Origin of the sequence: Simplicispira sp. 125, from assembly GCF_003096555.1 — a bacterium.
In the GTDB taxonomy this organism is placed as follows: Bacteria; Pseudomonadota; Gammaproteobacteria; order Burkholderiales; family Burkholderiaceae_C; genus Simplicispira.
In genome coordinates, this window is record NZ_QEKM01000001.1 from 3,176,491 (window position 1) to 3,202,100 (window position 25,610).

Here is a 25,610-nt window from a genome sequence, read left to right on the forward strand (position 1 = left end):
GCCAGGAGCCCACCATGCAACGCAAAACCACTTTGAACGCGGCCCTGGCCGTCCTGGCCGCTACGGCCCTGGCCTGGGGCAGCGCGGCCCAGGCCCAGAACGCGGCCCCCCGCATTGCGGTCACCGATCTGGCTTACGCCCAGCGCGTGTCCGAGTATTTCATGGCGGGCCAGTATCAGCGCAGCAGCCAGATGAGCGCGCAGGGCAGCAGCGGCGGTGGCTACAGCAATGGGCCTTACAGCGGCTCGGGCTCGCACCACAGCCAGGGTTCCATGCAGGCCTCCGAGCAGGCCAGCGGTACCTACGTGGCCGGGCGCTACAGCTACATCGAGATGCGCGAACTGGGGGGCTACACCAACGACATCAAGGGCGCCATCCTGCAAGGCACTTACTTCAAGCTGGTGCAGGGCAAGGGTTTTGACGCGGGTGCGCCGCAAAACTCCAAGGCAGAGCAGGTCCTCAACCAGGTGCAGGGCGGCAAGATGGCCAAGCCGGTGCGCCAGAATGATGTGACCGACGTGATTGCCCGTATCAAGAAGGGCGAGTTCAAGGGCGCAGACTACGTGCTGTTCGGCGTGGTCTCCAGCATCGAGTTCACCGATGCGCTCTCGCCCTTGCAGGGCACGACCAGCGCGACGCGCCAGTACGGCCTGCAACTGCTGGCCGACTTTTCGCTGATCAACACCAAAACGTATGAAATCAAGGCAGCGTTTTCGGCACAGGGCGCGGGCAATGACACCAAGATCCTGTCGAACCGGGGCGACATTGCGCCGCCCAATCGCTCCAAGGTCATGAAGGAAACCTCGATCAGCCTGGCGAACGACGTGTACCAGCAGTTGGCCGGGCAACTGGGCTACACCGACGCCAACCTCGCGCGCGGCGTGCGCTCGGCGCCGCCGCCCCTGCCGGGCGGTGGCCAGCCGTATCCGGGGCAGCCCATGCCCGCGCCCCAGCCGCAAGAGCAGGTCATCATCCTGCGCTGATGGCGGGCTGGCGTGGCCTGTCCTAAGGCAGCTTCCCAGGCCAGCCCGGTGCTGGCCTTTTTCTTGGGCGCGGCGCTGGCGTTGGGGGGCTGCGCCCGCCCGCCAGCGGTTTCAACGTTGGAGAGCGTCCAGGCGGTCGAGGGATCGGCATCCGCATTCCAGGTGCACCCGCTTCCCGCAGCGCAGGGCGCCACCTTGCTGGCCCTGGAACGCGCACCCCGGGTGCTGCCCTTGCGCTACCGCGTCATCGTGGTGCCTGGCTCAGGCTGTGCGGGTATGGGGGCCTGGGCCGACCGTTACTTTGCCGGGCTGCTGCACGCCCAGGTGCTGGTGTTGCACAAGCGTGGCGTGCACCCCCATGCGCGCACCGCGCCGGGTGATTGTCCGGCGTCCTTTGTGCAGTCCGATGCCCTGTCCACATGGCAGGCGGATGCACAGACCGCCGTGCGGGCCTGGCAGGCCTCTTTGCCGGGCGGCGATGTATTGCCCACGGTCTTGGTGGGTATTTCTGAAGGGGCCGAGTTGTTGCCCGCCCTGGCGCCCGAGGTGCCGCGGCTGGCCGGTCTGGTGCTGCTCTCGGCCAGTGGCCTGGACCCGCACGAAGCGGCCGCGCTGCAGGCAAAGCGCCTGGGCGCCCTGACCGAATGGGAAGCCCTGGACCGCTTGCAGGCCAGCCCTGCGCGGGGCAGCACCGTGGCCCAGGGCCGCAGCCTGCGCTACTGGCGCGACCTGTGGCATTGGCGCCTGGCCGAGCCTCTGCGCAACGGCCCCTGGCCGCTGCTGCAGGTATGGGGCGAGGCCGATGCCTTGGTGCCCCAAGAGGCCTACCAGGCCTTTGCCCGGCGCGCCCAAGGGCGGGCGGCGCCGTACTGCGCCCGCAGCCTGCCCGGCACAGACCACGGCCTGCAGACCGCCACGCGGGATGGCGTGCAGCAGGTATGGGCCTGGCTGGAGCAATGGGCGCGGCAACCGGCTCTGGGGTTGTGCGCCCCGTTGCAGCGCTGAACGGAAGGGCTCGTGGCCTGTAATGTAGGGTTGTCCGCGTCAGCGCGGGCGCTGCATGCGAAAGCGCTGCTGTGGCCCCACCGTGAAGTAGTCCGCAGGCCCACCGGCCCGCAAAATGGGCGCCGCCTGTGCCGTGTCGTAAATGCCGTCCTTCAGCAGAGCCTTGTCGATATACACCGCCACCACCTCGCCCAGCACCAGCCAGGTGGGTACAGTCTGGCCGTCGGCGCGCTGCAACTGCACGATTTGGGTGCAGCGGCATTCGAAGCTGACGGGGCTCTCCTGCACCCGTGGCGCGCCGATCAGACGCGAGGGCGCAGGGGTCAGCCCGGCCAGTGCAAATTCATCCGTTTCTGGGGGCACGCTGGCGCTGGTCTGGTTCATGGCCTCGGCCAGGGGGTGCGTCGCCAGGCTCCAGCCAAATTCACCCGTCGCTTCGATGTTGCGCAGTGTGTCCTTGGCCCCGATGCTGGCAAAGCCGATGATGGGAGGCACGTAGTTGAACGCACTGAAAAAACTGTAGGGCGCCAGGTTCAGGCTGCCGTCGGGTGCGCGGGTGGAAATCCAGCCGATAGGGCGCGGCCCCACGATGGCGTTGAAAGGATCGTGCGGCAGGCCGTGGCCCAGGCGCGGTTCATAGAAATGGGTGTCGGTGTTCATGGTAGGGTCTGGATTTTTTTGCTACTCAAAATATAGCTGTTGGCGCTTGCTGGATAAGCGCTAGAAGCCAAAAACACTGAAACCCTGCAGAGCCTCGGCTCAACGCAGCGCCAGCGGTGCGGCGTCTGCGCCGAGCTGAAACACGCCCACGGCCGCCACCAGCTGGCGTGCGTGCTGGTCCAGGCTGTCGGCGGTGGCGGACGATTCTTCCACCAGCGCGGCATTTTGCTGCGTGACCTGGTCGAGCTGCTCCAGGTTGCTCGCCTGTTCTTCGGTGCGCTGAGGCAGGTCAAGGCTACCCGTCGCCACCTCGCTCGCGCCAGTGGCAATGCTGTTGCTGCTCTTGCGCACCCGCTGCTCGGTGGGCGCATTGCCAAACGTTTGTGTCGCACTGAACTGGGCCTGCATGGCCTCGGTGGAGCGCGCCTGCAGCGCTTCGCGTGGGGCGCGGGCGTCTTCATTGCCCGAGAGCAGGTTGGCCGACTGGGCGCGCTGCAGCTGCATCAGTTGAATTTCCTGTGCGGCCGCGATGGCCGGGGCCACGCCGGAGAGCGCGGTCGCCGACCGGGCCAAAGACGCCAGGCCGGTCGAAAGCACCAGTCCCAAGGGCACGGCCAGCATGGCCAGGATCAGCCGACCCACCAAGAGGAATTTACGCGACAGACGCAGGTCGTTGATCAGCTGTTGCATGGCATGCCCTTCAAAAACGGGTTTGCGTTTTTTCGGAGGCCGCATTGGGCCGGTATCGATGCGCGTGTCTCCATTCCAAGTCTTGGATAGGAGCGCCCACGGGCAGGCAGCGGGCCAAGGAAGCGCGCCCCATTTTGCGCCAGACCATGCCGTTTGCTTTCGGCAAAACCCGTAGTTTCAGGCGGTGTCGGGCGCAAAGGATGCTTGCTGCGCCGGGCCCAGCCAACGCCTCAGGGAGTCACAGGGGGCGCCGCAGGTGCCGCCCCGTGCCCATGGCCGATCGCCCTGCGGGTGTCTCTGCAGAGAGGAATTTTCAGCCGCGCTGGTCCTGGGGTGGCTCATTCATCTTGCGGCGGATCACTACGGCAAACGCCAGAATGCCCACCAGCATCATGGCGATGCCGATGATGCTCATCAACCCGTAGTCGGTCGAGAAAAGGTCGGTCAAGGCTTTCATGGCAGTCGCTCCCAGTTAAATACACAAATTATTTAAGGTTATTGTGCGGGCCGGAAGGCCTTTTTACGTTGACGCAAGTCAACGTATGCCCTGCTTGGAGTGGGGCTATTGGCGCATAAGCGTGGCCTGGCCCCGAGAAAACGCCCGCGCGCCAGTCGGCTGCGGGTCTGCCCGCATGCTGCGCCCCACAACCCCCACCAGGAAAAGCTTGCGGACAAGTTCTAAGATCCGTCCCATGACCACGACTACTGCGGGCACGCTCGGCCCTGTCCCCCTGCGCAAAGATGCACACACCATCGGCCTCATTGGTCTGGCGCATGGCACCTCGCATTTTTTCCACCTGCTGCTGCCGCCGCTGTTTCCCTGGCTGATTGATGAGTTTGGCCTGAGCTACTCGGAGCTGGGCCTGCTGGTGTCGGTGTTTTTCGTGGTCTCGGGCGTCGGGCAGGCGCTGGCCGGTTTTGTGGTGGACCGTGTGGGCGCGCGCCCCGTGCTGTTTTTGGCGCTGTGCAGCTTTGTCCTGGCGGCTGTATCGGCCGGGCTGGCGCAGGGCTATGGCGGCCTGATGCTGGCCTCGGCCCTGGCCGGGCTGGGCAATGCGCCGTTTCATCCGGTGGATTTCACCATTTTGAACAAGCGCGTATCGCCCCAGCGCCTGGGTCATGGCTTCTCCGTGCACGGCATCAGCGGCAACCTGGGCTGGGCGGCTGCACCTGTTTTCATGGCGGGTATTGCCGCAGCCACCGGCTCCTGGCGCACGGCCTGCTTTGCGGCGGCGGTGCTGGCCGCCTGCGTGCTGGCGCTGCTGCTGTGGCAGCGCGCGGCCATTGACGACCGCCAGGGCAGCTGGGCGCACCAGGCCAAGGGCGGCAGCGCGGCGCCCGCCGAGCACCCTATGGCATTTCTGCGCCTGCCCTCGGTGTGGATGTGCTTCTCGTTCTTCTTCTGGAGCACCTGTGCCCTGAGCGCCATCCAGAGCTTTGCCAGCCCTGCATTGCAAAAGATGTACGGCCTGCCGCTGAGCGTCACGGCCATGGTGGTGACGGGCTACATGCTGTGTGGTGCCGCCGGCATGGTGGTGGGCGGCTTTCTGGTGGGCCGCGTGGAGCGGCTGGAGAGGGTGATCGGCATCTGTCTGATGGCCTCGGCCGCGCTGCTGGTGCTGGCAGGCAGTGGCGTGCTGCCCGGCATGGCGGTGCTGGCCGTGACATCGCTGGCGGGCCTGGGCACCGGGCTGGCCGGCCCCTCGCGCGACATGCTCATCAAGCAAGCCGCCCCGCCGGGCGCCACAGGCCGCGTGTATGGCACGGTGTATTCGGGCCTGGACCTGGGCTTTGCACTGGCCGCCCCGGTGTTTGGCGCGCTGCTCGACCGGGGCTGGATCAGCGGCATCTTCTACGGCTCAGCGCTGGCGCTGGCGCTGGGCGTGGCGTCGGCGGCACTGGTGGGTGGGGGCGTGGCGGCGCGCAGGCTGCGGGCCGTGTGACACCGCACAAAATTTTGCCAAAAATGCCTGTAACGCAATAAATACAAGCGCTTGCAGCTATATAAAAAATAGCATTAAGCGCATGCCTACAGGGTAAAAATCTTGCCCGGGTTCAGGATGTTCTTCGGGTCCAGGGCTTGCTTGATGGCGCGCATCATGTTCACCGCGCCACTGCCCGCCTCGTCCCGCAGGAAGCCCATTTTGTGGATGCCCACGCCGTGCTCGCCCGTGCAGGTACCGCCCATGGACAGTGCGCGGGCGACCAGGGTGTGGTTCAGGGCCTCGGCGCGCTCGCGTTCTTCGGGCCGGTTCGGGTCGATGAGGTAGCCGAAGTGGAAGTTGCCGTCGCCCACATGGCCGACCAGAAAATAGGGCAGGCCACTGGCATCGGCCTCTGCAATGGAGTCGAGCAGGCAGTCGGCCAGGCGCGAGATGGGCACGCAGGTGTCGGTGGAAATGGCGCGGCAACCCGGGCGGCTTTGCACGGCCGCAAAGTAGGCGTTGTGCCGTGCAGCCCACAGGCGTGTGCGCTCTTCGGGCGTGCTGGCCCACTCAAAGGCGTTGCCGCCGTGTTCCTTGGCGAGCTCTTGCACGGTTTCGGCCTGCTCTTGCACGCTGGCGGGGGAGCCGTGAAACTCCATCAGCAGCATGGGCTCTTCGCGCAAGCCCAGTTTGCTGTGCTGGTTGACCATGCGCACCGAGTGGGCGTCGATGAGCTCACAGCGCGCAATGGGCACGCCCAGCTGGATGGTCTGGATGACGGTGTGCACCGCCGCTTCGATGCTCGGGAACGAACACACTGCCGCCGACACCGCCTCGGGCAGCGGATACAGGCGCACGGTCACTTCCGTGATGACGCCCAGCGTGCCTTCGCTGCCCACGATCAGGCGCGTGAGGTCATAACCAGCGCTGCTCTTCTTGGCGCGCGTACCGGTGCGCAGCACCTCGCCCAGGGCGGTCACCACTTCCAGCGCCAGCACGTTCTCGCGCATGGTGCCGTAGCGCACGGCGTTGGTGCCGCTGGCGCGCGTGGCGGCCATGCCGCCAATGCTGGCGTCGGCGCCGGGGTCGATGGGGAAGAACAGGCCTGTGTCCTTGATCGCGTCGTTGAGCTGCTTGCGCGTGATGCCGGGTTGCACCGTCACGGTCAGGTCTTCGGCATTGATGGAAAGTACCCGGTTCATGCGGTTCACATCGATGCTGATGCCGCCTTGCACCGCCAGCAGGTGGCCCTCGAGCGAAGAACCTGCGGCATAGGGAATGACGGGTACGGCGTATTCATCGGCCAGGCGCAAGGCGTCTTGCACGTCCTGCGTATTTTCGGCAAACACCACGGCCGAGGGGGGCGGGGCTTGCAGTGAGCCTTCGTCGCGCCCGTGCTGTTCGCGCACAGAAAGCGCCGTAGAGCATTGCGCGCCAAAGCGCTGTTGCAGCGCCTCCAGAAAAGCCTGCGGCACGGGCCGCAGGGCAATGGTGGGAAGCAGGTGAGAGGCTTGTGTGGGGGCATTCATCGGTGGTCTCCAGTGCGTTCAAAAGAATACCACCGGGCCCCCTGCGCTGCACCCTGCCCGTCACCGGCGTGTCAGGGTGCGCATGGTTTCGTCAGGGCTTGGCGCCTTCGTCGAATTCGTTGCGTGACAGAGCGCCGTCGTGGTTGGTGTCGAGCTGCTCAAAGCGGTTGCCAATGGCTGGCAGTGTTTTGGCTTCTTCGGCGCTGAGCTTGCCGTCACCGTTGGTATCGGCGCGGTCAAAGGCGGCGCTGGCAGGGGAGGGGGCCGCCGTAGGGCTGGTGTGGCCGGAAGGGGATTTGGGCATCGCGCCCGTGGTGAAGGGGCTTTGGCCCGTGGTTTGTGCGGGTGCGGTGGGTGACGGGCTGGTTTGGGCATGCAGCGATGCGCTGCCGCCCAGCGCCATCGCGGTGATCAGCATCACGCTGCGGGTATCAAAAAATTGGGGGCTCAAAAATGTGGTTCGTTTCATGGGTGGCGTCCTTTGCCAGAGTTGATCAGGACTTCATTGCACTGCAGCAAGGCGCCCGGCGCTAGCACTTTTGCCTGCTGTTGCCTGCACCAACATTTGTGCGCGCGGTGTAAGAGCGTGTTCATACCAGGGTGTTTCGATGGTCAGCGACAATGCGGACCTGATTGCACGCAAGGACGTTTTCATGGGCAAACGACTCACACAGATCGCCACGCGCACGGGCGACGATGGCACCACCGGCCTGGGCGATAACACGCGCGTACCCAAGCACCACCTGCGGGTGCAGGCCATGGGCGATGTGGATGAACTGAACTCGCACATCGGCCTGCTGATGTGCGAACCTTTGCCGCAAGAGGTGCGCGAGCTGCTCATTGACGTGCAGCACCAGCTGTTCAATCTGGGCGGTGAACTGTCCATTCCCGGGTTTGAGTTGCTCAAAGACGCAGCGGTGCTGCAACTGGACCAGGCACTCGAAGTCCACAACGCCACGCTGCCGCGCCTGCAGGAATTTATCTTGCCCGCCGGCACCCGCGCCGCCGCGCAGGCCCATGTGTGCCGCACCGTGGCCCGCCGCGCCGAGCGTGCCGTCGTGGCGCTGGGCAGCCAGGAGGCTGTGCGCGAAGCGCCGCGCCACTACCTCAATCGCCTGTCAGACCTGATGTTCGTGCTTTCGCGCGTGCTCAACCGCATGGATGGCGGCGACGACGTGTACTGGAAAAGCGAGCGTCTGGCGCGCTCAGCACAAGACTAGCGCAAGGCCAGATTCGTTATCAAAAACAAAAACGAAGTTACAGGCGACTTCTTTATCGGGCCGAAGCTTTCCCCCTTGATTTTTAGCGAACGACTGACCCCGTACGTTCCGTACGACAAACGCGCTGCCAGCGCGGGCGCACGCTAAACGGGCAAAATGCTTGATTTGCAAGCATTTGTATCCGAACCGGGGGACATATGAAGATGGGTGATCTGAAGATTGGCACGCGCCTGGGACTGACGTTCGGGCTGCTCATCGTGATGATGCTGGCCATTGTGGTGGTCGGCTTGCTGCGTTTTAGCTCGGTGGCGCAGGTCAATACCCGCATCATCGAAGAGGACTGGGTCAAGGCCGAGGCGGCTAACGTCGTTAACGTCACCACGCGGGCCAACGCCCGCCGCACCACAGAGCTGGTGCTGGTGACCGACGACGCCCAGCTCCAGGTCATCAAGGCCGACATTGCCGCTAACAAGAAAGCCATTGACGACGCCCTGGCGACGCTGGAGCAGAAGGTGCACCTGTCCGAAGGCAAGGCTCTGCTCGCCCGGCTCAAGGACCTGCGCGGCAAATATGTACAGTCGTTCACCCGGGTGGCACAACTGGTCGATGCAGGCGACCGCGAGGGTGCTGTCCAGTTGCTCAAGACCGAGACCCTGCCCTCGCTCGATGCATTGCAGGAGCCCATCAATGGCCTCACGGCGCTGCAGAAAAAGCTGGCCGAGACCGACGGGGCGCAAGTGTTGGCCGACATCCGCAGTGCCCGCACCATCATGCTGGTGCTGGGCCTTGCGGGCCTGCTGGTGGGTACGGCCTTGGCGTATGGCATCACCGTGTCCATCACCCGCCCGCTGCGCCGTGCCGTGAGCGTGGCGCAAAGCGTTGCCGCCGGAGACCTGGGCAGTCAGATCGAGGTGACGGGCCGCGACGAGACCGGCGAACTGCTGCAGGCACTGAGCTACATGAACGGCAGCCTGGTGCGCATCGTCTCCGAGGTGAGCCGGGGCTCCGAGGCCATTGCAACGGCTACCAGCCAGATTGCTGCGGGCAACACCGACCTGTCGTCGCGCACCGAGGAGCAGGCCAGTGCGCTGGAGCAGACGGCCGCCTCGATGGAAGAGCTGGCCGATACCGTCAAACAGAACTACCAGCACGGCAAACACGCCAACCAGATCGCCGAATCGGCCTCGCAGGTGGCGGTGCAGGGCGGCGCCGTGGTCTCGCAGGTGGTGCAGACCATGGAGCAGATCAACACCTCCTCGCGCAAGATCGCCGACATCATCGGCGTGATCGACTCCATCGCCTTCCAGACCAACATCTTGGCGCTCAACGCCGCCGTCGAGGCGGCGCGCGCAGGCGAGGAGGGCCGTGGTTTTGCCGTGGTGGCCAGCGAGGTGCGCAGCCTGGCGGGCCGCTCGGCCTCCGCCGCCAAGGAGATCAAAGGCCTGATCGAAACCTCGCTGAGCAACGTCACTGCGGGTTGCCAGCAGGTCGAGCGCGCCGGCAGCACCATGGACGAAATCGTGGTCAGCGTGCGCCGGGTGACCGACATCATGGGCGAGATCACCTTGGCCGCCCAGGATCAGTCGTCCGGCATTGACCAGATCAACCAGGCCATGGGCCAGATGGACCAGGTCACGCAGTCGAACGCGGCTCTGGTGGAAGAGGCGGCCGCGGCAGCGCAGTCCCTGGAGCACCAGGCGCAGGGCCTGGTGCGCACCATCAGCGTGTTCAAACTGGGCCCGCAGGGCGCCCCCGCCCTGGCCTACCAGTCCACAACGGCCTGAGCCTACCCACCAGAAAACCCGATAACGGAGAACAGGCAGTGGCTTATTTTGAATGGGCACAGGACATGGAAATCGACCAGGGACCGGTCGATCAGGACCACCAGACGCTGGTCCGGCAGGTTAATGAGCTGCACACGGCCACCAGCGAGGGCCGGGGCCAGGAGATCGTGGCCCGGCTGCTGGACGATCTGGTGCGCGACACCATCGAGCACATCCGGCGCGAGGAGCGCTGGATGGAGACCCTGAACTATCCGGGCTTGGCCGAGCACAAGGCCGGACACGAACGCTTCGTGGCCGATCTGCGTGCCCTGCAGGCCCAGTACGCGGCCGGCAGCATCACCGTGGCGCCCCGGCTCTCGTCCTTGCTGCGCGACTGGCTGTCATTGCACATCCGGCGCTACGACAAGGACATCGCGGTCCATTTGCGCAAGATGAAGCGCGAAGCGGCACGGACGCCCCGGGCAAGCGCCTGAACCGTACCCCAATCGCTAGGACGCCGTCCAAGACCAGCGGCACAGCCGCACAGGGGGATGAACCTTATTTTGGCGCCAGAATCGCCATGGTGATGCGCGAAACACAAGTGAGTTCACCCGCATCGTTCACCATGTCGATCTGCCACACCTGTGTCGTGCGGCCGATGTGCACGGCGCGTGCCGTGCCCGTCACCCAGCCGCTGGTGGCGGCGCGCAAGTGGTTGGCGTTGATGTCGAGGCCCACGCCGCGGTGGCCTTCAGGGCTGGCGTAAAAGGCGCCGATCGAACCCAGGGTTTCGGCCAGTACCACACTGACGCCACCATGCAGCAGGCCGAAGGGTTGGCGTGTGCGCTCATCGACCGGAACGCGGCCCACAAGGTAGTCGTCGCCGACTTCGACAAATTCAATGCCCAGGTGGGTGACGGCGGTGTTCTCGCTGGTGCGGGTGCACTCTGCGAGCGTGATGGGTTTTTTCCAGATCGACATGGTTTTCCTTGTAGAGCGGTGCACCGCATGGGCGCCCGGATGCTGGAAATTACCAGAGCGGCGCAGGGTCGGTGCGTCGCCGGGGCGTCAGCGGCGCATGTTGCCTGTTTCCACGTAGCGCTGGTGCCAGGACAGGGCTTCGTCCAGCAGGTGCGGCGTGTGACGGCCCACCGGATTGGCCTTGGCCCGTGCCAGATAGTCGCGCAGCTGCGGGCGGTAATCGGGATGCGCGCAGCGCTCGACGATGAGCTCGGCACGCTGTGTGGGGGACTTGCCCCGCAGGTCGGCCAGGCCTTGCTCGGTCACCAGGATCTGCACGTCGTGCTCGGTGTGGTCGACGTGGCTGACCATGGGCACGATGCAGGAGATGTTGCCGCCTTTGGCCAGCGAGGGCGTCATGAAGATGGAGAGGTAGGCGTTGCGCGCAAAGTCGCCCGAACCGCCAATACCGTTCATGATGGCCGAGCCCATGACGTGGGTGGAGTTGACGTTACCGTAGAGATCGGCCTCGATCATGGCGTTCATCGCAATCAGGCCCAGGCGGCGGATCACCTCGGGGTGGTTGCTGATTTCCTGCGGGCGCAGCACGATGCGCTGGCGGTAGAAATCAAGCTCGGCCAGGAAATCCTGCATGGCCGCCGGGCTGAGCGAGAGCGCGGTGGCCGAGGCTGAATCGAGCGTACCGCTTTTGAGCATGGCGAGCATGCCGTCCTGCAGCACCTCGGTGTAGGCGGTGAGGTGCTTGAACGGCCCGGCGTCCAGCCCCGCGAGCACCGCATTGGCGATATTGCCCACGCCCGACTGCAGGGGCAGAAGCTCTTGCGGCAGACGGCCCAGGGCCACCTCTTGCTGCAGGAAATCGATGATGTGGCCGGCAATGCGCTGCGAGGTTTCGTCCGGCGGGCTGAAGACCGAGTTGCGGTCAGGGTGGTTGGTGCACACCACGGCCACCACCTTGTTGGGGTCGACCTGCAGGTACGGCCCGCCAATGCGGTCGTCCGAGTGCAGCAGCGGAATCGGCACACGGTTTGGAGGTCGGTCGGTACCGTAGTAGATGTCGTGCATGCCTTCCAGTGCAGCGGGTTGCCACTGGTTCACCTCGAGAATGATCTTGTCGGCCTGGTCCAGCCAGGTTTTGTTGTTGCCCACCGAGGACGAGGGAATGAGCCGTCCGTCGGGCAACACGCCCGCCACTTCGACCACGGCCACGTCAAGCTTGCCAAAAAAACCAAACCACACGTAGGGCGCAACATGCGAGAGATGGATGTCCATGTACTGCATCTCGCCGGCGTTGATCTGCTTGCGGCAACTCGGGTCGGACTGGTAGGGCATGCGCATGCTGATGCCCTGTGCCTGGGCCAGTACGCCATCGAGTTCGGGCGCTGTCGATGCGCCCGTCCATAGGCCGATGCGAAAGTCTTCGCCGCGTGCGTGCGCCGCCTGCATGCGCTGCGCCAGTGCACCCGGCACGGCCTTGGGGTAGCCAGCGCCGGTGAAGCCGCTCATACCCACGCGGTCGCCTGGCGCGATCAGGGTGGCCGCTTCATCGGCCGACATCATGCGGCGGCGGAATTCGGGATACAGAACACGGTCTTCGAACAAAATGCGGCCTCCGGCAGACAAAAAAACATGCGCCCGGTGGGGGCGCATGGAAAGAGGGATTTTATCGGCCTCCAGGCCGAAACAAAGGGTTTTCCCTAGTTGGCGGATTTTGTATGTGGTGCAGATGCGCCATCGCGGTTGAGCAGCGCGTAGAGCACGATGGCGCCAAAGGTCGCGGTGCCAATGCCGCCCAGCGCAAACTGGCCGAACTTGAGCGTGAAGTCGCCCGTGCCCAGGATGAGCGTGATGGCGGCCACGATGAGGTTCTTGTTCTGCGAGAAATCGACCTTGTTGTCCACCCAGATCTTGGCGCCCGCCACCGCAATCAGGCCAAACACCACGATCGAGACACCGCCCATCACCGGCAGCGGAATCGCCTGGATCACGGCGCCAAATTTGGGGCTGAAGCCCAGCAGCACGGCGATCAGCGCGGCCACGAGAAACACGGCGGTCGAGTAGATTTTGGTCGCAGCCATCACGCCAATGTTCTCGGCGTAGGTCGTCACGCCCGTGCCACCGGCGGCGCCGCTGACCATGGTGGCAATGCCGTCGCCAATGAAGGCCCGGCCCATGTACTGGTCGATGTTGCGGCCCGTCATGGCGGTCACGGCCTTGATATGGCCCAGGTTTTCGGCCACCAGGATGATGACCACCGGCACGATGAGCAGCATGGCGTTGGCGCTGAACACCGGCGCTGCAAAGCTGGGCATGCCCACCCAGGGGGCATTGACCACGCCTGAGAGATCCAGCGGCTTGCCCAGGCCCATGCCATTGGCCAGCACGGCGTAGACGATGCTGGCGAGCACCAGACCCACCAGAATCAACAGCCGCTGCACCATGCCGCGGGTCAGTACCGCCACCAGGCCTACGCTCACGAAGGTGAGTACCTGCATCCAGCTGTCAAAGTTGCTCGCTGCCATGTTCTTGACGGGAATACCGGCCAGGTTCAGGCCAATCACCGCGACCACCGCACCGGTAACCACCGGCGGCATAAAGCGCTCGATCCAGCCCGTACCGATGGCCTGGACGATGAAACCGACCAGGGTGTACACCGCCCCGCAGGCAATGATGCCGCCCAGCGCGAGCCCGATGTTGGCGTTCGGCCCCTTGCCGACGTAAGAAGTGGCGGCAATCACCACGCCAATGAAAGCAAAGCTCGACCCCAGGTAGCTGGGCACCTTGCCCCCGGTGATCAGGAAGAAGATCAGCGTGCCAATGCCGCTCATCAGGATGGCCAGGTTGGGGTCAAAGCCCATCAGGATGGGCGCCAGCACCGTGGAGCCAAACATGGCAATCACGTGCTGCACACCCATGGCCCCGGTCTGCGGCCAGGGCAGGCGCTCGTGTGGCCCGATGACGCCGCCCTGCGCCAGTACATCGGCGCTTTTCTCCTGCCAGTCAAACATTCCCATGCTGCTTCCCTCCATGTAACGATGGCCGCGATGCTACGCGAAACAGGCCCTTGGCGGGGGCTGGCTACGGCGGTTGAAACAGCGGCCTCAGCCCGCTGTTGTGGGGGCGTGGGCTGGCAGCACCGTGCCCCGGCATTCGCCAAAGCCAATGCGCGCGGTGCCGGGCTTTTCACACCAGCCGCGCAGGATCACGGTGTCGCCGTCGGCCAGAAAGGCACGTTCTTCGCCCGTTTCCGCCAGCACCAGGGGCTGCGCGCCCGCGCGGCTCAACTCGACCAGCGCGCCCGCTTCCTGTGGTGTGGGGCCCGAGATGGTGCCGGTGCCCAGCAGGTCGCCGCTTTGCAGGTTGCAGCCGCCGACGGTGTGCTGCGCCAGCATTTGTGCCACGGTCCAGTACTGGTGGCGAAAACTGGTGCGCGAGAGTTCGGTCGGGGGCAGCGCCTGGCGGCGGTGCTGCGCCGTCTCCAGGCCCACCGTGAGCTGCACGTCCACTCCGCCGTGCGCGCGGTTTGCGGGGGCGTCCAGGTAGGGCAGGGGCTGCGGATCGGTGGCGGGGCGTTCGACCGCGGGTACGCGAAAGGGCGCCAGCGCCTCCATGGTCACGACCCAGGGCGAGACACTGGTGCAGAAGTTTTTACCCAGAAACGGCCCCAGCGGCGCCATTTCCCAGAACTGGTGGTCACGGGCCGACCAGTCGTTGAGCAGCCCCATGCCAAAGATATGCTCCTCGGCCTGCGCCAGCGGCACGGGCTCGCCCAGCGCATTGCCCGGGCCGACGTAAATGGCCATCTCCAGCTCGTAGTCCAGCCGAGCGCAGGGGCCATGCACCGGCGCGCTGGCGCCCGGGGGCAAAGCCTGGCCCCAGGGTCGGTGGAAGGCTGTGCCGCTGACCACCACGCTCGACGCCCTGCCGTGGTAGGCAATGGGCAGCCACTGGAAGTTGGGTGTGAGCGGCTCGTCGGGCCGGATGAATTGGCCCACATTGCGTGCGTGGTGGATGGAGGTGTAGAAGTCGGTGTAGTTGGCCACGCGCACCGGCAGCGTGTATTCCACCGCCACCTGCGGTGTGAGGCAACCGCGCAGCGCCTGCACGGCTGCGCCCTCGGCGCCGTCCTGCAGCAGCGCAAACAGCCCATGGCGCAGCGCCTGCCAGGCCTCGCTGCCCAGGGCCATGAGTTCGTTGAGCTGCGGGTGGGCACCGGCCAGAGCGGCTTGGTGGGCCAGGCCGTCCAGGCAGCCCGCCACCGCCACGCGCGCCAGGTCAATCACCTGGTCGCCAATGGCCACGCCGCCCCGCCAGGGTTCGTCGCCGCTGTGGTGGCGGAACACGGCGAACGGCAGGTTCTGGATCGGAAAGTCGCAGCCCGGCTGGTTGGCCGATGCCACCCAGCTGCGCGCAGCCGGGTCATGGGTGTGGTTGAGGCGGGTCATGGTCAGGCCTTGGCAGGGAGCAGGGCATCGTCAAAGATGGCGACGGCGCGCGTCCAGCCCGCCGAGGCGCCGCGAATCTTGTGCGGAAAGCAGCTGATCATGAAACCCGTGTGCGGCAGGGCTTCGAGGTTGTGGAGTTTTTCCAGGTGGCAATAGCCAATGTCGCGTCCGGCCTTGTGGCCTTCCCAGATCAGGCTGGCGTCGTGCGTCTGGCCGTACTTCTGGGCGGTGTGCACAAAGGGTGCATCCCAGCTCCAGGCGTCGGTGCCTGTCAGGCGCACGCCGCGCTCGAGCAGGTACATGGTGGCCTCGTAGCCCATGCCGCACCCGGCGCTCACAAAATCGTCGTGTCCGTAACGCGAGCCCGCGCGCGTGTTCACCACCACGATCTCCAGGGGGCTCAGCACATGGCCGATGCGGGCCAGTTCGGCTTCCACATCCTTGGCCGTGACCACGTAGCCGTCGGCAAAATGGCGAAAGTCCAGCTTTACGCCGGGCTGGAAGCACCATTCCAGCGGCACCTGGTCGATGGTGATGGCGGGTTTTTTGTCACCCAGGGCCTTGTCCTGGGTCGAGTGGAAGTGGTAGGGCGCATCGAGGTGTGTGCCGTTGTGCGTCGAGAGGTTGACCAGCTCCACGGCCCAGCCCTCGCCGTCGGGCAGGTCTTCCTTTTTCAGGCCGGGAAAGAAGGGCGCGATCTGCGCGAAGGTGTTCTCATGGCTGAAATACTGGATCTTGGGCGCAAAGGCCGGTGGGTCGGAGATGACGTCGTTCTCCAGGTAGATCGACAAGTCAACAAAAGTGCGGGGCATGGGGAGACCTCCTTGGGCAGGGAAACGGTCAGCGCAACAGCACCAGGCTGATGGCTGGGAAGAAGATGAGCAGCAGCAGCACGCCCAGCATCATGAGCGTGAAGGGCGCTGTGCCGCGAAAAATATCGCCCAGCGAGATGCTCTCGTCCTGCAGCGTGCTTTTGATGACGTAGACCGACAGACCAAACGGTGGTGTCAGCAGTCCGATCTCGACGGCCACCACGGTCACCACGCCGAACCAGATCAGGTTCATGCCGAACTGCTCGGCCAGCGGCAGCATCAGCGGCAGCACGATGAGCAGGATGGACGAGGAGTCGACCACCATGCCCAGCGCGATCACGATCAGCACATAGAGCATCAGAAACGCCGTGGCGCCCAGCCCAGCCTGCGCCATGGTTTCGACCAGGAATTGCGGCATGCCTGACATGGCCAGCATGCGCGTGTAGATGGTGGCGCAGATGATGAGAAAGCTCACCGATACCGTGACGTGTCCGGTCTCCGTCAGCACGCTCCACAGCGTGCGGGCATTGAGCTTGCCGCGCAGCAGCGCAATCACCAGCGCCAGCGCCGCGCCCACGGCCCCCGCCTCGGTGGCTGTGAAATAGCCTGCGTACAGGCCGCCGAGCACCAGCACGATCATCAGCACACTGGGCACGAGCTTGCGCAGCAAGGTGCCCACGGGCATCAGCACCATGTCTTCGATGGGTTGGGGTGCACCGCTGGCATACACCGAGCGCGGCCAGACAAAAGACATCACGACGATGCCCAGGGTGTAGGCCAGCGCCAGCAGCAGGCCCGGCACAATGCCCGCGGTGAACAGGTCGCCCACCGACTGGTTGGACAGGAAACCGTACAAAATCATCAGCAGGCTGGGCGGGATCAGCATGCCCAGCACCGATGACCCGGCCACCACGCCCACGGCGAATTTCGGCTGGTAGCCAAAGCGCAGCATCTCGGGCACGGCGACGCGCGTGAAAACCGCGGCTGAGGCAATCGACACACCGGTAATGGCTGCGAACACGGCGTTTGACGCCACCGTGGCCACGCCCAGGCCGCCGCGCAGGCGCCGCAGCAATTGGTTGGCCACCTCGAACGCATCCTTGCCAATGTCGGCATGGGCCACCAGGAAGCCCGTGAGCACAAACAGCGGCACCACGCCAAAGATGTGGCTGGCAATGGCGTCCTGGCTGGCCTGCGCCAGCAGGTGGGCGGCAATGCCGGCATCGTCCTTGATGAGCCACACGCCGATGAACGAGACGACGGCCAGCACCACGGCCACATGCATACCGGCCCAGATCAGTGCCAGCATCAGCACCAGCGACGCGCAGGCCACCAGGGTCGGGCTCACGCCTTGCCTCCCCGGCGCAGTGCGGCAAAGCGCTTCAGGTCGGCCCAGGCCAGCAGCACGAAGGTGGCGAGCGTGGCCGCCAGACCGATCAGCATGACGAGGCGCACCGGCCACACCGGCGCCGTAAAGTCGCCGATCGCGCCCACATATTCGCGGATGCGGATGGACTCCCACAGCGGCTCCCAGGCCGCCCAGAGAATGGTGGCCATCAAGGTTGCCCCGACCCCATGGAAGACGGCGTGCAGCAGCGCGGCCCCCTGCGGGTGGCTGCGCTCCAGGCCCTGCAGCAGCACATCGGCGCGTGTGATGCGGCCGCTGTGCAGCGTGTCAGCCAGTTGCAGGAATACGATACCCACGATGGACAGCGACACCAGCTCCGTCACCCCGCGCACCGGCGCATTCAACAGGTTGCGGCCTAGCACATCGGTGTTGATGAGCAGCATCAACAACACGATCCACAGCGTGCCCAGTGCGTTGAGCGCCTGCACCACGCGGTGGAACTTCCACGGCAGCGGCTGGCGGTACGAGTCGGTTCCCGCTGCCGGTGGGTGGGTTTCTGAAGTAACGGAATGCGCCATGGGCGAGTGTCCTTATTCTGTTTCCAAATCATTCGGGTCTAGGCGCGAAGCCGCTGACAGTGCTGTGTAGCACGGCAAGGCGAAGCAGCAACGACACGGATGGTTTAGAAATGGAATTACTTGGCGGACCAGTCGCGTGGCAGGTCAGTTCCCGCCTTCTTCAGGCCATCGACGTAGCCCTTGAGCACCTGCTCGGCGGGCAGGCCCTTGCCCTGCAGGTCGGCTGCCCAGGTTTTGGCGATGGGCGGCAGGGCTTCGGCCCAGCGCTTGCGCTCGGGGGCGGGCAGTTCGCTGATCTTGGCGCCGCCCTCTTCCATCTTCTTGAGCAGGCCTGCGGCCGCCGTCGTTTGCGCGGCGGCAAAGCGCACGCTGTATTCGTCGCCCACCTCGCGGAAGATCTTCTGGACCTCGGGCGGCAGTTTGTCGAAACGCCCCTTGTTCATGGCAATGCCGCCCGCGAACTGAGAGCCGAAATTGACCTTGGTGATGTAGGGCGCCACCTCGTGCACCTTGGCGCCCCAGGCGCCGGTGGCAAAGGTGACAACCCCGTTCGATACGCCGGACTTGATGTCCTCGTAGTAGGTGTTCAGGTTGCCCGCCACGGCGACCGCGCCCGTGCCCTGCACCCAGTTCGCGGACGGGCCGGGGGCGGTGATTTTCTTGCCCTTGAGGTCGTCGATGGACTTGACCGGGAAGTGGGTCCACAGGTGGTACGAATCGAGCGCTGCCCCGCCCAGGTACACCAGCCCGTTCTTGGTCCAGGCCTGGCCCATCGCCGGTATATCGTGCTGCAGCTGGGCGACCACTTTGGTGACGGTGCCAATGTCTTCGGAGCCGAACGGCGCGAAGTAGCTCACGTTCTGCAGCGGAAAGCGCGGCGCCTCGAACAGGGTGCCGACGAAGCCGATATCGGCCACACCGTCGGCAATACCTTTGGATTCGCTGCCGATCTTGATCAGGGTGCCGCCCCAGGCCCGCGTCCAGTCGATCTTGGTCTTGCCGCCCGCATCGGCCAGGCGTTTGTCCACTTCCGGGATGAAAAATTCGTCGATCAGCTTGACCCACAAAAACACCGGCGGGTGTCCGCCCGCCGCGGTGAGCCGCAGGGTTTGCTGCGCATGGCTGGCGCCGGTGGCGGCGCAGCACAGGGTTGCGGCGACGGCGGCGATCTGGAATGAACGGCGGTGCATGGAGGTCTCCTTCAGGTGGACGGATGGGCTGGCAGCAGTGCGGCGATGCCTGCGGTCATGAAATCGATGAGCAACGAGGCGGCCTGCGGATCGTGGGAGGTATTTGCGCCGCACGAGAGGCGTTCTACCCGGTGGTCGATCAGGTGGTGCAAAAGCGCCCCTATGGTGAACTGGTAGGCCCAGGCAGCCTGCGCGCGTGGGGCTCCTGGCCGCGCAGCGTGCAGGGCATCAATGAAGGCGTGCGCCATGGGGTCGAAGTAGTCGGCCAGCACGCGCTCGGTATCGGGGGTGCGGTAGGTCAGCTCGCGTGCCACCAGTTGCGCGTAGTACTCACCCTCGCAGCTGGCGCGCATGGCCAGCACGGGGTTCACAAAGGCCTCGACGATGCGCCGCAGGTAGCTGCCGTCACGGGGGCTGGCCTGGGCCTGTTGCAGTAGGGCCAGGCGGGCGTCTATGGTGCTGCGCCAGTGCGCGAAGATGGCATGGAACAGCTCATGCTTCTGCCCGTAGTAGTAGGCGACCAGCGCCAGGGGCACCTGTGCTTCCAGGGCAATCTGGCGGATGGAGACCGCGTGGTAACCGTGCTCGGCAAACAGTTTCTCGGCCGCCAGCAAAATGGCTGCACGCCGGTCGGGGCGGTTGTGCACCGCCGCGCGGGCGCGGGTTTTGGGGGGCGTGGAAGGCGCTGCCATGGCGTTTGATTGGACGATTGTCTAAATTGTTTGTACAACCGTACAAACCCTGTGCCGCCCCGGGCGCGTACGCGCTACCCTGCCCACCGTATGCAAGCGCCCTATCTTCCCCAAATCCGTCTCTTTCAGAACTGGCTGCACGAGCAGCGTGGCCTGTCCTTCGACGACTACGACGCTTTCTGGCGCTGGTCCATCACCGACCTTGATGCCTTCTGGCAGAGCGTGTGGGACTACTTTGACATCCAGTCGCCCACGCCGCACAGCGCGGTGCTGGCGCGCAACACCATGCCCGGAGCGCAGTGGTTTCCCGGTGCCCAGGTCAACTATGCGCGCCAGGTGCTGCGCCATGTGGATGCGGCGCACGCCGCGGGTGTGCCGGCCATCGTCAGCAGCAACGAAAAGCGCGCGCACCGCGAGATGACCTGGCCCGAACTGCGCCGCCAGGTCGCATCGCTGGCACTGCACCTGCAGGCCCAGGGCGTGCAGCCGGGCGACCGCGTGGCCGCCTACCTGCCCAATGTGCCCGAGGCCATGGTGGCGTTTCTGGCCACGGTCAGCATCGGCGGTGTGTGGAGCATCTGCGCGCCCGACATGGGCACGCACGCCGTGCTCGACCGTTTCCGGCAGATTGAGCCCACGGTATTGATTGCCGTCGATGGCGTGACCTATGGCGGCCGCGACCACGACCGACTACCCGTGCTGGACGAACTGCGTGCGGCCTTGCCCAGTCTGCGGCATACGCTGCTACTGGGGAATCTGGATGCTACTATTTTAGTAGCTGGTTGCGCAAGCTGGAAAAGCACTACAGGCAATTTTGACCCTGAAGTTGAGGCGTTTGAGCCCCTGTGGCTGCCGTTCGACCACCCACTGTGGATTGTCTATTCCAGCGGCACCACGGGCCTGCCCAAGCCCATCGTGCACGGGCACGGCGGCATGGTGCTGGTGCAAATGCAGCTGGGCGCCCTGCACAACGACCTGGGCTGCAGCTATGCGCCCAACAGCCTGGGCGAGCGCTACCATTGGTACAGCTCCACCGGCTGGGTGATGTGGAACGCCCAGGTGGGCGGCTTGCTGGCCGGTACCACCTGCGTCATTTTTGACGGCAACCCCGGCGGCAGCAAAGAACGCCCGGACTGGGCCACGCTCTGGCGTTTTGCGTCGGAGACCGGTGTGACCTTCTTTGGCGCGGGGGCGGCCTTCTATGCCGCCTGCATGAAGGCAGGTATCACCCCGCAGGACTGCGGCGACCTCTCGCACATCCGCGTGCTCGGCTCCACGGGCTCGCCGCTGTCTGCCGAGGTGCAGCAGTGGGGAACGCGCTTCATGGCGCAGGCCTGGGCCGCCGCGCCGGGCCGCCCCAAGCAAGGCGCGGCCCCCTCGGGGGGCAGCGATCCACACGCAGTGGGAGAGCGTGGGGGCGACATGAGCACCGCCGGGCCGCCCCAAGGTGCGAAGGCCCCCTTGGGGGGCAGCGATCCACACGCAGTGGGAGAGCGTGGGGGCGACATCTGGTGGTGCAACATCTCGGGTGGTACAGACTTTGCCGGTGCCTTCATTGGCGGCAACCGCGAGCTGCCGCAAACCCCCGGCAAGATGCAGTGCCGCATGCTGGGCGCCGCCGTCGAGGCCTGGGACGCACAGGGCCGCCCGGTGCTCGATGCGGTGGGCGAACTGGTGTGCGCGCAGCCCATCCCGTCCATGCCGCTCTATTTGTGGAATGACCCCCGGGGCGAGCGCTACCTTTCCAGCTACTTCGACATGTTCCCGGCAGGCCATGGCCGCCAGCCCGGTGGGGGCGACGGCCCGGCAGCGATGGGGGCCGTCTGGCGCCATGGTGACTGGATCCAGATTGGTGCCGACGCGGACGGTGGCTGCGTGATCTTCGGCCGATCGGACGCCACCATCAACCGCCACGGCCTGCGCATGGGCACCAGCGAGCTCTACAGCGCCGTTGAGGCCCTGCCCGAGGTGCTCGACAGCCTGGTGGTGGACCTCGAATACCTGGGCCGCGAGAGCTATATGCCCCTGTTCGTGGTGCTGCGCCCGGGCCACACGCTGGACGACGCCCTGCGCGCGCGCATCAACGGCGCCATCCGCACAGCGCTCAGCCCGCGCTTTGTGCCCGACGATATCTTTGCCGTGGCCGAGGTGCCCCGCACCCTGAGCGGCAAAAAGCAGGAACTGCCCATCAAAAAGCTGCTGCTGGGCCAGCCCATCGAAAAGGTGGTCAACAAGGACGCCATGGCCAACCCAGGCTGCCTGGACTGGTATGTGGCGTTTGCGGCAGACCACGCAGCGCGGCGCTGAGCCGCGACGGTGTTGGCCTACACAGCGCGCGCGCAGAGCGCTTTCATAATGGGCCACCCTTACCCGCCGCAAAGCTGCCCATGACCGATTCCAGCGCACCGCGCCCCAAACGCTTTTCCATGATCCGCGAGTTCCACCTGGCCGACTGGTTTACGCTGGGCAATGCCGTCTGTGGTGTGGGCGCACTGTTTTCCAGCATGAGCTATCTGGAAACGCACGATGTGCTGCACATCTACTTTGCCTGCGGCCTGGTGCTGGCGGCGCTGGTTTTCGATGTGTTTGACGGGCGCATCGCGCGCTGGCGGCAGAAAAGCTCGGCCATGGGGCGCGAGCTCGATTCCCTGGCCGACGTGATCTCGTTTGGCGTGGCGCCCGCCATCATTGCCTATGGCTGCGGCATGCAGGGGTTGTATGACCGCATCGTTCTGGCCTACTTCGTGGCCTGTGGCGTATCGCGCCTGGCGCGCTACAACGTCACGGCCGAAACGCTGTCGGGCGAAGACGGCAAGGTGCGCTACTTTGAGGGCACGCCCATCCCCACGTCCATCGTGCTGGTGGGGCTGCTGGCGCTGGCCGCCTACATGGGTGCCGTGCGCGAGAACCTGTGGTTTGGCAAGGTGATGATTGGCGGTTTCACGCTCCATCCTCTGGTGCTGCTGTTTGCGGTGTCGGGGTCGCTGATGATCAGCCGGATCCGCATTCCCAAGCTCTGAAGCTTTCACCGTCGGTTCTTGGGGTTTTAAAAATGATAGCTGCTAGCGCTTGATGGGCAAGCGTTAGAGGTATATTTCATTCAAAATCACGCTGCTGCAGGCCGCCGGTTCACCAGCACGATTCCCGCCGCCACCAGGGTCAGCGCGGCCAGCAATCCGGGGGTGACAGGCTCACCCAGCCACCAGGCGCCGAACATCAGCGCAAACACGGGGGTCAGGAACACAAACACCGAAATCTTGGTAGCTGGGTAGTGCGCCAGCATCCACATCCACGCCAGGTAGCTCGCAAAGGCGCCCAGCAAGGCCTGCACCAGCAGCGACATGGTGGCGAAGGCGCTGAAATGAAAGTCCCAGCGCTCGCCCAGCGCCAGCGACAGCAGGGGCAGCACCGCCGTGCTCACCGCCACTTGGTAGAACAGTTGCTTGGCCGGTGCCACATGGCCCAGCGGCGTGCTGCGGATGACCACCGTGGTCAGCGCCCACAGCAAGCCGCCCAGCAGGCCCAGCAGGTCGCCCACCCAGGCGCGGGGCAGGGCGGCATTGGCGGGGCCCAGCAGGCCGTCGCCCATGGCCAGGCCCACACCCACAAAGGCGCCCGCCAGGCCCACCCACTGCCAGCCGCGCAGGTCCTCGCCGGGAATGAAGCGCGGCAGCAGGATCGCCATCCAGAACGGCGCGCAGTACAGGAACACCGTCAGCCGCGATGCCGTGGTGTACTGCAGGCCGATGTAAATGCAGGCAAATTCGGCGGCGAACAGCGCCCCCGCTAGCAGGCCGCCGCGCACGGCCCCCACGGGCTCGCCCGCGCTGCCCAGCGGCACGCCGCGCCAAAGACACCACGCCGCCACGGCCATCGTGGCCAGGGCAAAGCGCACAAAGGCCTGGAACACAGGCGCCACCTCGGTGACGGTGGTTTTCACCAGTACCTGCTGAAAGCCCCACAGCATGCAGCAGGCCAGCAACAGCGAAATGGCGAGGGTGTCGAGGTGGTTTTTGCGGGTCAGGGACATGGTGCCGATGCTAATGCAGGGCTCGGTGTTATCGGGTACACCGAGCCGCGCCTTGCCTCGCCTCCAAGGTCGGCATGCCCTTCGTGCATCAGCCGGTCAAGGGCAAGCCCAGGCGCCGTTGCTGCGCGTGAACAGTGAATTCTTGTAGAGCAGGGCATTGCCATCGCGGGCCAGTGCCCATGAGGAGCTGCTGTCGTAACCGCGCGAGATAGCGGCTTGCCGCTGCCATGCCGTGCCATTGCGTGTAAACAATGCCATGTAATACCCATCCTTCGACAGGGGGCCGCACGAGAGATCGGCGGCATGGATAGCACGGTCTTCTGCCCCATTCGCCGCCAAGACAGCAAGGGTGTTGCCGTCGTCGGACAGCTTCATATCACTGTAAGAACCGGCCGCAATGTCCGTGAAGTACGTGATACCCACAGGAATGCGGGCTTGCTGGTTCCAGGTGCCGTTGCTTTGCTGGGTGAAGACCAGGGCGAAGGACGGAGTGCCACCGCCACGGCGAGTGGCGCCTTGGTTCACCGCCAAGGTCTTGCCATCACGTGCCAGGGCCATGAGTTCTACGAAGGTGTCGCCTGTCTCTAGCAAAGCCTGTTGAGACCAAGTTGCTCCGTTGCGGGCATATATCACGACGGCACCCATGTACCTGCGTGTGGTTTGCGAGAAAAAGGTTATCGACCCAGCCAGCAAGCTGCCGTCGGCGGATAGCGCCAACCGAAGGCCAGACATCGCGCATGGCTGCTGGCAGTCCGATGGGATGTTGCGGGGGGCTAGGGAAGCTTGTTGGTTCCAGGTACTGCCACTGCGCTGGTAGATGTAAGAACGTGTCCCGTAAGAGGCTGGGTCATCTTTGGGTGGTACAAATTCACCGACGGCCAGGGTGTTGCCGTCGTCAGACAGCGCTAGGTTGATCCCGAACTGAGCATTACCGGAACGCAGCACGGCGTGCTGCTGCCATGGATGAGCACTGCTGTTGCGTGTGAAGACCGATACGGTGGAGTCTGCGTCGGCGCTGGGCTGCCCGATAGCGAGTGTGAGTCCGTCTTTGGACAGCGAATGGAAGATCGGGACCCTTCCGGAAGGGAATTCGTAGCTGGGTTCATTGACGATGGGTGCTGTAAAGCTCCCGCATCCTTGGGCATCGCACGCACGCAGCCGGTAGGTGGTGTTGATTCTCGTAGCCAGGTCGAGGACAGCGATGCTGGCATCGTAGAAGGTTCCCGTGAACGCCAACGAATCCATAGACTGGTACCTGAAGCCCGTCCAGTTGTCGCTGGTGGCATCGACCGCTTTGGCCTCAGGCAGTGGGCCGGGGCCGTCTGGATCCACATGCAGCTCGTAGCGGGTGGCGCCTGGCGTGGCGGACCATCGGAAGTTCACTTCGAATGTGAAGTTCGCAGGTGCTGTGAGGCTGGGCGCGGGTGGCTGTGCCGCATCGTCAGAGCCCCCTCCGCAGCCGATCAAGGCCAACGCGGAACAGCCCAGGGCCAATGCGGATCGCAGAGGATTCATGGCGCGCGTAAGTCGTGGGAATCGCCGGGAGGGTATGTTCAACATCAATGCTCTTCCTTGGAGACGAAGTTGGAGGTTTGCGCCGCGATCCGATGGGGCTGGCCGTGGCATGCCTTGGGATTAGACCACCCCTGTGCGGCGGTTTTAATATGTCCCGTGCCTGCAGTGGTTGCACGAACCCCGCCCCTGAACCCGGGACAGCGCGCGTGCAGGCACGCCCCGTTACGCGGGCGCGCGGTGCCGC

The 25,610-nt window shown here is 65.0% G+C and carries 24 protein-coding genes; 8 read left to right on the forward strand and 16 right to left on the reverse strand.

Going from position 1 to position 25,610, the window contains the following annotated elements; translation table 11 throughout:
- Positions 1-14: 14 nt before the first annotated feature.
- On the forward strand, positions 15-983 hold the full coding sequence (locus tag C8D04_RS14820) for a hypothetical protein (protein ID WP_116005545.1): 969 nt from the start codon (positions 15-17) through the stop codon (positions 981-983).
- Between the two features lie 12 nt (positions 984-995).
- The gene (locus tag C8D04_RS14825) at positions 996-1,988 is read left to right on the forward strand and encodes an alpha/beta hydrolase (RefSeq protein WP_116005546.1); all 993 of its coding nucleotides are present in this window, start codon (positions 996-998) and stop codon (positions 1,986-1,988) included.
- 39 nt (positions 1,989-2,027) lie between these two features.
- Here C8D04_RS14825 and C8D04_RS14830 read toward each other — a convergent pair whose 3' ends face one another.
- From C8D04_RS14830 to C8D04_RS14840, 3 genes are all read right to left on the reverse strand, one after another.
- Positions 2,028-2,648 (reverse strand): flavin reductase family protein, encoded by a 621-nt coding sequence (locus C8D04_RS14830; protein WP_116005547.1) that lies wholly within the window; start codon positions 2,646-2,648, stop codon positions 2,028-2,030.
- Positions 2,649-2,747: 99 nt separating this feature from the next.
- Entirely contained in the window at positions 2,748-3,338 is a 591-nt protein-coding gene (locus C8D04_RS14835; protein ID WP_116005548.1) for a hypothetical protein, read from the reverse strand.
- A gap of 313 nt (positions 3,339-3,651) precedes the next feature.
- Positions 3,652-3,795, reverse strand: coding sequence for a DUF3149 domain-containing protein (locus tag C8D04_RS14840; protein ID WP_116005549.1), 144 nt, complete (start codon positions 3,793-3,795; stop codon positions 3,652-3,654).
- Positions 3,796-4,030: 235 nt separating this feature from the next.
- Here C8D04_RS14840 and C8D04_RS14845 point away from each other — a divergent pair, with 235 nt between their 5' ends.
- Positions 4,031-5,281 carry an MFS transporter gene (locus C8D04_RS14845; RefSeq protein ID WP_116005550.1) on the forward strand — a complete coding sequence of 417 codons (1,251 nt, stop codon included), beginning with the start codon at positions 4,031-4,033 and terminating at the stop codon, positions 5,279-5,281.
- Between the two features lie 86 nt (positions 5,282-5,367).
- Here C8D04_RS14845 and C8D04_RS14850 read toward each other — a convergent pair whose 3' ends face one another.
- Together C8D04_RS14850 and C8D04_RS14855 are read right to left on the reverse strand one after the other, a co-directional pair.
- The gene (locus C8D04_RS14850; protein ID WP_116005551.1) at positions 5,368-6,792 is read right to left on the reverse strand and encodes an FAD-linked oxidase C-terminal domain-containing protein; all 1,425 of its coding nucleotides are present in this window, start codon (positions 6,790-6,792) and stop codon (positions 5,368-5,370) included.
- A 91-nt stretch (positions 6,793-6,883) separates the two neighbouring features.
- Positions 6,884-7,261 (reverse strand): EF-hand domain-containing protein, encoded by a 378-nt coding sequence (locus C8D04_RS14855; protein ID WP_116005552.1) that lies wholly within the window; start codon positions 7,259-7,261, stop codon positions 6,884-6,886.
- A 184-nt stretch (positions 7,262-7,445) separates the two neighbouring features.
- Between C8D04_RS14855 and C8D04_RS14860 the strand changes: the two genes are divergently transcribed.
- The 3 genes from C8D04_RS14860 (at position 7,446) to C8D04_RS14870 (ending at position 10,269) form a co-directional block, all read left to right on the forward strand.
- The gene (locus tag C8D04_RS14860) at positions 7,446-8,012 is read left to right on the forward strand and encodes a cob(I)yrinic acid a,c-diamide adenosyltransferase (RefSeq protein ID WP_116006210.1); all 567 of its coding nucleotides are present in this window, start codon (positions 7,446-7,448) and stop codon (positions 8,010-8,012) included.
- 203 nt (positions 8,013-8,215) lie between these two features.
- On the forward strand, positions 8,216-9,796 hold the full coding sequence (locus C8D04_RS14865) for a methyl-accepting chemotaxis protein (RefSeq protein WP_279338427.1): 1,581 nt from the start codon (positions 8,216-8,218) through the stop codon (positions 9,794-9,796).
- A 38-nt stretch (positions 9,797-9,834) separates the two neighbouring features.
- Complete coding sequence (locus C8D04_RS14870; RefSeq protein ID WP_133243641.1) at positions 9,835-10,269, forward strand: bacteriohemerythrin; 435 nt, start codon at positions 9,835-9,837, stop codon at positions 10,267-10,269.
- 64 nt (positions 10,270-10,333) lie between these two features.
- Here C8D04_RS14870 and C8D04_RS14875 read toward each other — a convergent pair whose 3' ends face one another.
- The 9 genes from C8D04_RS14875 to C8D04_RS14915 form a co-directional block, all read right to left on the reverse strand.
- Positions 10,334-10,756, reverse strand: coding sequence for a hotdog fold thioesterase (locus C8D04_RS14875; RefSeq protein ID WP_116005555.1), 423 nt, complete (start codon positions 10,754-10,756; stop codon positions 10,334-10,336).
- Positions 10,757-10,843: 87 nt separating this feature from the next.
- Positions 10,844-12,361 carry an acetyl-CoA hydrolase/transferase family protein gene (locus tag C8D04_RS14880; RefSeq protein WP_255415528.1) on the reverse strand — a complete coding sequence of 506 codons (1,518 nt, stop codon included), beginning with the start codon at positions 12,359-12,361 and terminating at the stop codon, positions 10,844-10,846.
- 92 nt (positions 12,362-12,453) lie between these two features.
- A complete protein-coding gene (locus tag C8D04_RS14885; protein WP_116006211.1) occupies positions 12,454-13,770 on the reverse strand; it encodes a solute carrier family 23 protein in 1,317 nt (438 codons plus the stop codon).
- Positions 13,771-13,857: 87 nt separating this feature from the next.
- Entirely contained in the window at positions 13,858-15,201 is a 1,344-nt protein-coding gene (fahA, locus tag C8D04_RS14890) for a fumarylacetoacetase (RefSeq protein WP_116005557.1), read from the reverse strand.
- A gap of 2 nt (positions 15,202-15,203) precedes the next feature.
- Complete coding sequence (locus C8D04_RS14895) at positions 15,204-16,013, reverse strand: cyclase family protein (protein WP_116005558.1); 810 nt, start codon at positions 16,011-16,013, stop codon at positions 15,204-15,206.
- A 28-nt stretch (positions 16,014-16,041) separates the two neighbouring features.
- Positions 16,042-17,361 carry a TRAP transporter large permease subunit gene (locus C8D04_RS14900; RefSeq protein WP_233521188.1) on the reverse strand — a complete coding sequence of 440 codons (1,320 nt, stop codon included), beginning with the start codon at positions 17,359-17,361 and terminating at the stop codon, positions 16,042-16,044.
- Complete coding sequence (locus C8D04_RS14905) at positions 17,358-17,939, reverse strand: TRAP transporter small permease (protein ID WP_116005559.1); 582 nt, start codon at positions 17,937-17,939, stop codon at positions 17,358-17,360. Before C8D04_RS14905 ends, C8D04_RS14900 begins: the two co-directional genes overlap by 4 nt.
- Before the next feature lie 116 nt (positions 17,940-18,055).
- Positions 18,056-19,129 (reverse strand): C4-dicarboxylate TRAP transporter substrate-binding protein, encoded by a 1,074-nt coding sequence (locus tag C8D04_RS14910; RefSeq protein WP_116005560.1) that lies wholly within the window; start codon positions 19,127-19,129, stop codon positions 18,056-18,058.
- A gap of 11 nt (positions 19,130-19,140) precedes the next feature.
- Positions 19,141-19,821, reverse strand: coding sequence for a TetR/AcrR family transcriptional regulator (locus C8D04_RS14915; RefSeq protein WP_116005561.1), 681 nt, complete (start codon positions 19,819-19,821; stop codon positions 19,141-19,143).
- 90 nt (positions 19,822-19,911) lie between these two features.
- Here C8D04_RS14915 and C8D04_RS14920 point away from each other — a divergent pair, with 90 nt between their 5' ends.
- A complete protein-coding gene (locus C8D04_RS14920) occupies positions 19,912-22,128 on the forward strand; it encodes an acetoacetate--CoA ligase (protein WP_116005562.1) in 2,217 nt (738 codons plus the stop codon).
- An 80-nt stretch (positions 22,129-22,208) separates the two neighbouring features.
- The gene (gene pssA, locus C8D04_RS14925) at positions 22,209-22,841 is read left to right on the forward strand and encodes a CDP-diacylglycerol--serine O-phosphatidyltransferase (protein ID WP_116005563.1); all 633 of its coding nucleotides are present in this window, start codon (positions 22,209-22,211) and stop codon (positions 22,839-22,841) included.
- An 86-nt stretch (positions 22,842-22,927) separates the two neighbouring features.
- Here the strand turns inward: pssA and C8D04_RS14930 are convergent, their stop codons facing one another.
- Positions 22,928-23,851: a DMT family transporter gene (locus C8D04_RS14930; RefSeq protein WP_116005564.1), complete on the reverse strand. Its 924-nt coding sequence runs from the start codon at positions 23,849-23,851 to the stop codon at positions 22,928-22,930.
- Positions 23,852-23,947: 96 nt separating this feature from the next.
- Positions 23,948-25,366, reverse strand: coding sequence for a hypothetical protein (locus tag C8D04_RS14935; protein ID WP_116005565.1), 1,419 nt, complete (start codon positions 25,364-25,366; stop codon positions 23,948-23,950).
- Positions 25,367-25,610: the final 244 nt, after the last annotated feature.

Bases quoted from the DNA above. Each gene is read 5' to 3' on its own strand.
- C8D04_RS14820 (WP_116005545.1), top strand. From the start codon at position 15: ATGCAACGCAAAACCACTTTGAACGCGGCCCTGGCCGTCCTGGCCGCT.
- C8D04_RS14830 (WP_116005547.1), bottom strand. From the start codon at position 2,648: ATGAACACCGACACCCATTTCTATGAACCGCGCCTGGGCCACGGCCTG.
- C8D04_RS14835 (WP_116005548.1), bottom strand. From the start codon at position 3,338: ATGCAACAGCTGATCAACGACCTGCGTCTGTCGCGTAAATTCCTCTTG.
- C8D04_RS14840 (WP_116005549.1), bottom strand. From the start codon at position 3,795: ATGAAAGCCTTGACCGACCTTTTCTCGACCGACTACGGGTTGATGAGC.
- C8D04_RS14845 (WP_116005550.1), top strand. From the start codon at position 4,031: ATGACCACGACTACTGCGGGCACGCTCGGCCCTGTCCCCCTGCGCAAA.
- C8D04_RS14850 (WP_116005551.1), bottom strand. From the start codon at position 6,792: ATGAATGCCCCCACACAAGCCTCTCACCTGCTTCCCACCATTGCCCTG.
- C8D04_RS14855 (WP_116005552.1), bottom strand. From the start codon at position 7,261: ATGAAACGAACCACATTTTTGAGCCCCCAATTTTTTGATACCCGCAGC.
- C8D04_RS14860 (WP_116006210.1), top strand. From the start codon at position 7,446: ATGGGCAAACGACTCACACAGATCGCCACGCGCACGGGCGACGATGGC.
- C8D04_RS14865 (WP_279338427.1), top strand. From the start codon at position 8,216: ATGGGTGATCTGAAGATTGGCACGCGCCTGGGACTGACGTTCGGGCTG.
- C8D04_RS14875 (WP_116005555.1), bottom strand. From the start codon at position 10,756: ATGTCGATCTGGAAAAAACCCATCACGCTCGCAGAGTGCACCCGCACC.
- C8D04_RS14885 (WP_116006211.1), bottom strand. From the start codon at position 13,770: ATGGGAATGTTTGACTGGCAGGAGAAAAGCGCCGATGTACTGGCGCAG.
- fahA (WP_116005557.1), bottom strand. From the start codon at position 15,201: ATGACCCGCCTCAACCACACCCATGACCCGGCTGCGCGCAGCTGGGTG.
- C8D04_RS14895 (WP_116005558.1), bottom strand. From the start codon at position 16,013: ATGCCCCGCACTTTTGTTGACTTGTCGATCTACCTGGAGAACGACGTC.
- C8D04_RS14905 (WP_116005559.1), bottom strand. From the start codon at position 17,939: ATGGCGCATTCCGTTACTTCAGAAACCCACCCACCGGCAGCGGGAACC.
- C8D04_RS14910 (WP_116005560.1), bottom strand. From the start codon at position 19,129: ATGCACCGCCGTTCATTCCAGATCGCCGCCGTCGCCGCAACCCTGTGC.
- C8D04_RS14915 (WP_116005561.1), bottom strand. From the start codon at position 19,821: ATGGCAGCGCCTTCCACGCCCCCCAAAACCCGCGCCCGCGCGGCGGTG.
- C8D04_RS14920 (WP_116005562.1), top strand. From the start codon at position 19,912: ATGCAAGCGCCCTATCTTCCCCAAATCCGTCTCTTTCAGAACTGGCTG.
- pssA (WP_116005563.1), top strand. From the start codon at position 22,209: ATGACCGATTCCAGCGCACCGCGCCCCAAACGCTTTTCCATGATCCGC.
- C8D04_RS14930 (WP_116005564.1), bottom strand. From the start codon at position 23,851: ATGTCCCTGACCCGCAAAAACCACCTCGACACCCTCGCCATTTCGCTG.
- C8D04_RS14935 (WP_116005565.1), bottom strand. From the start codon at position 25,366: ATGAATCCTCTGCGATCCGCATTGGCCCTGGGCTGTTCCGCGTTGGCC.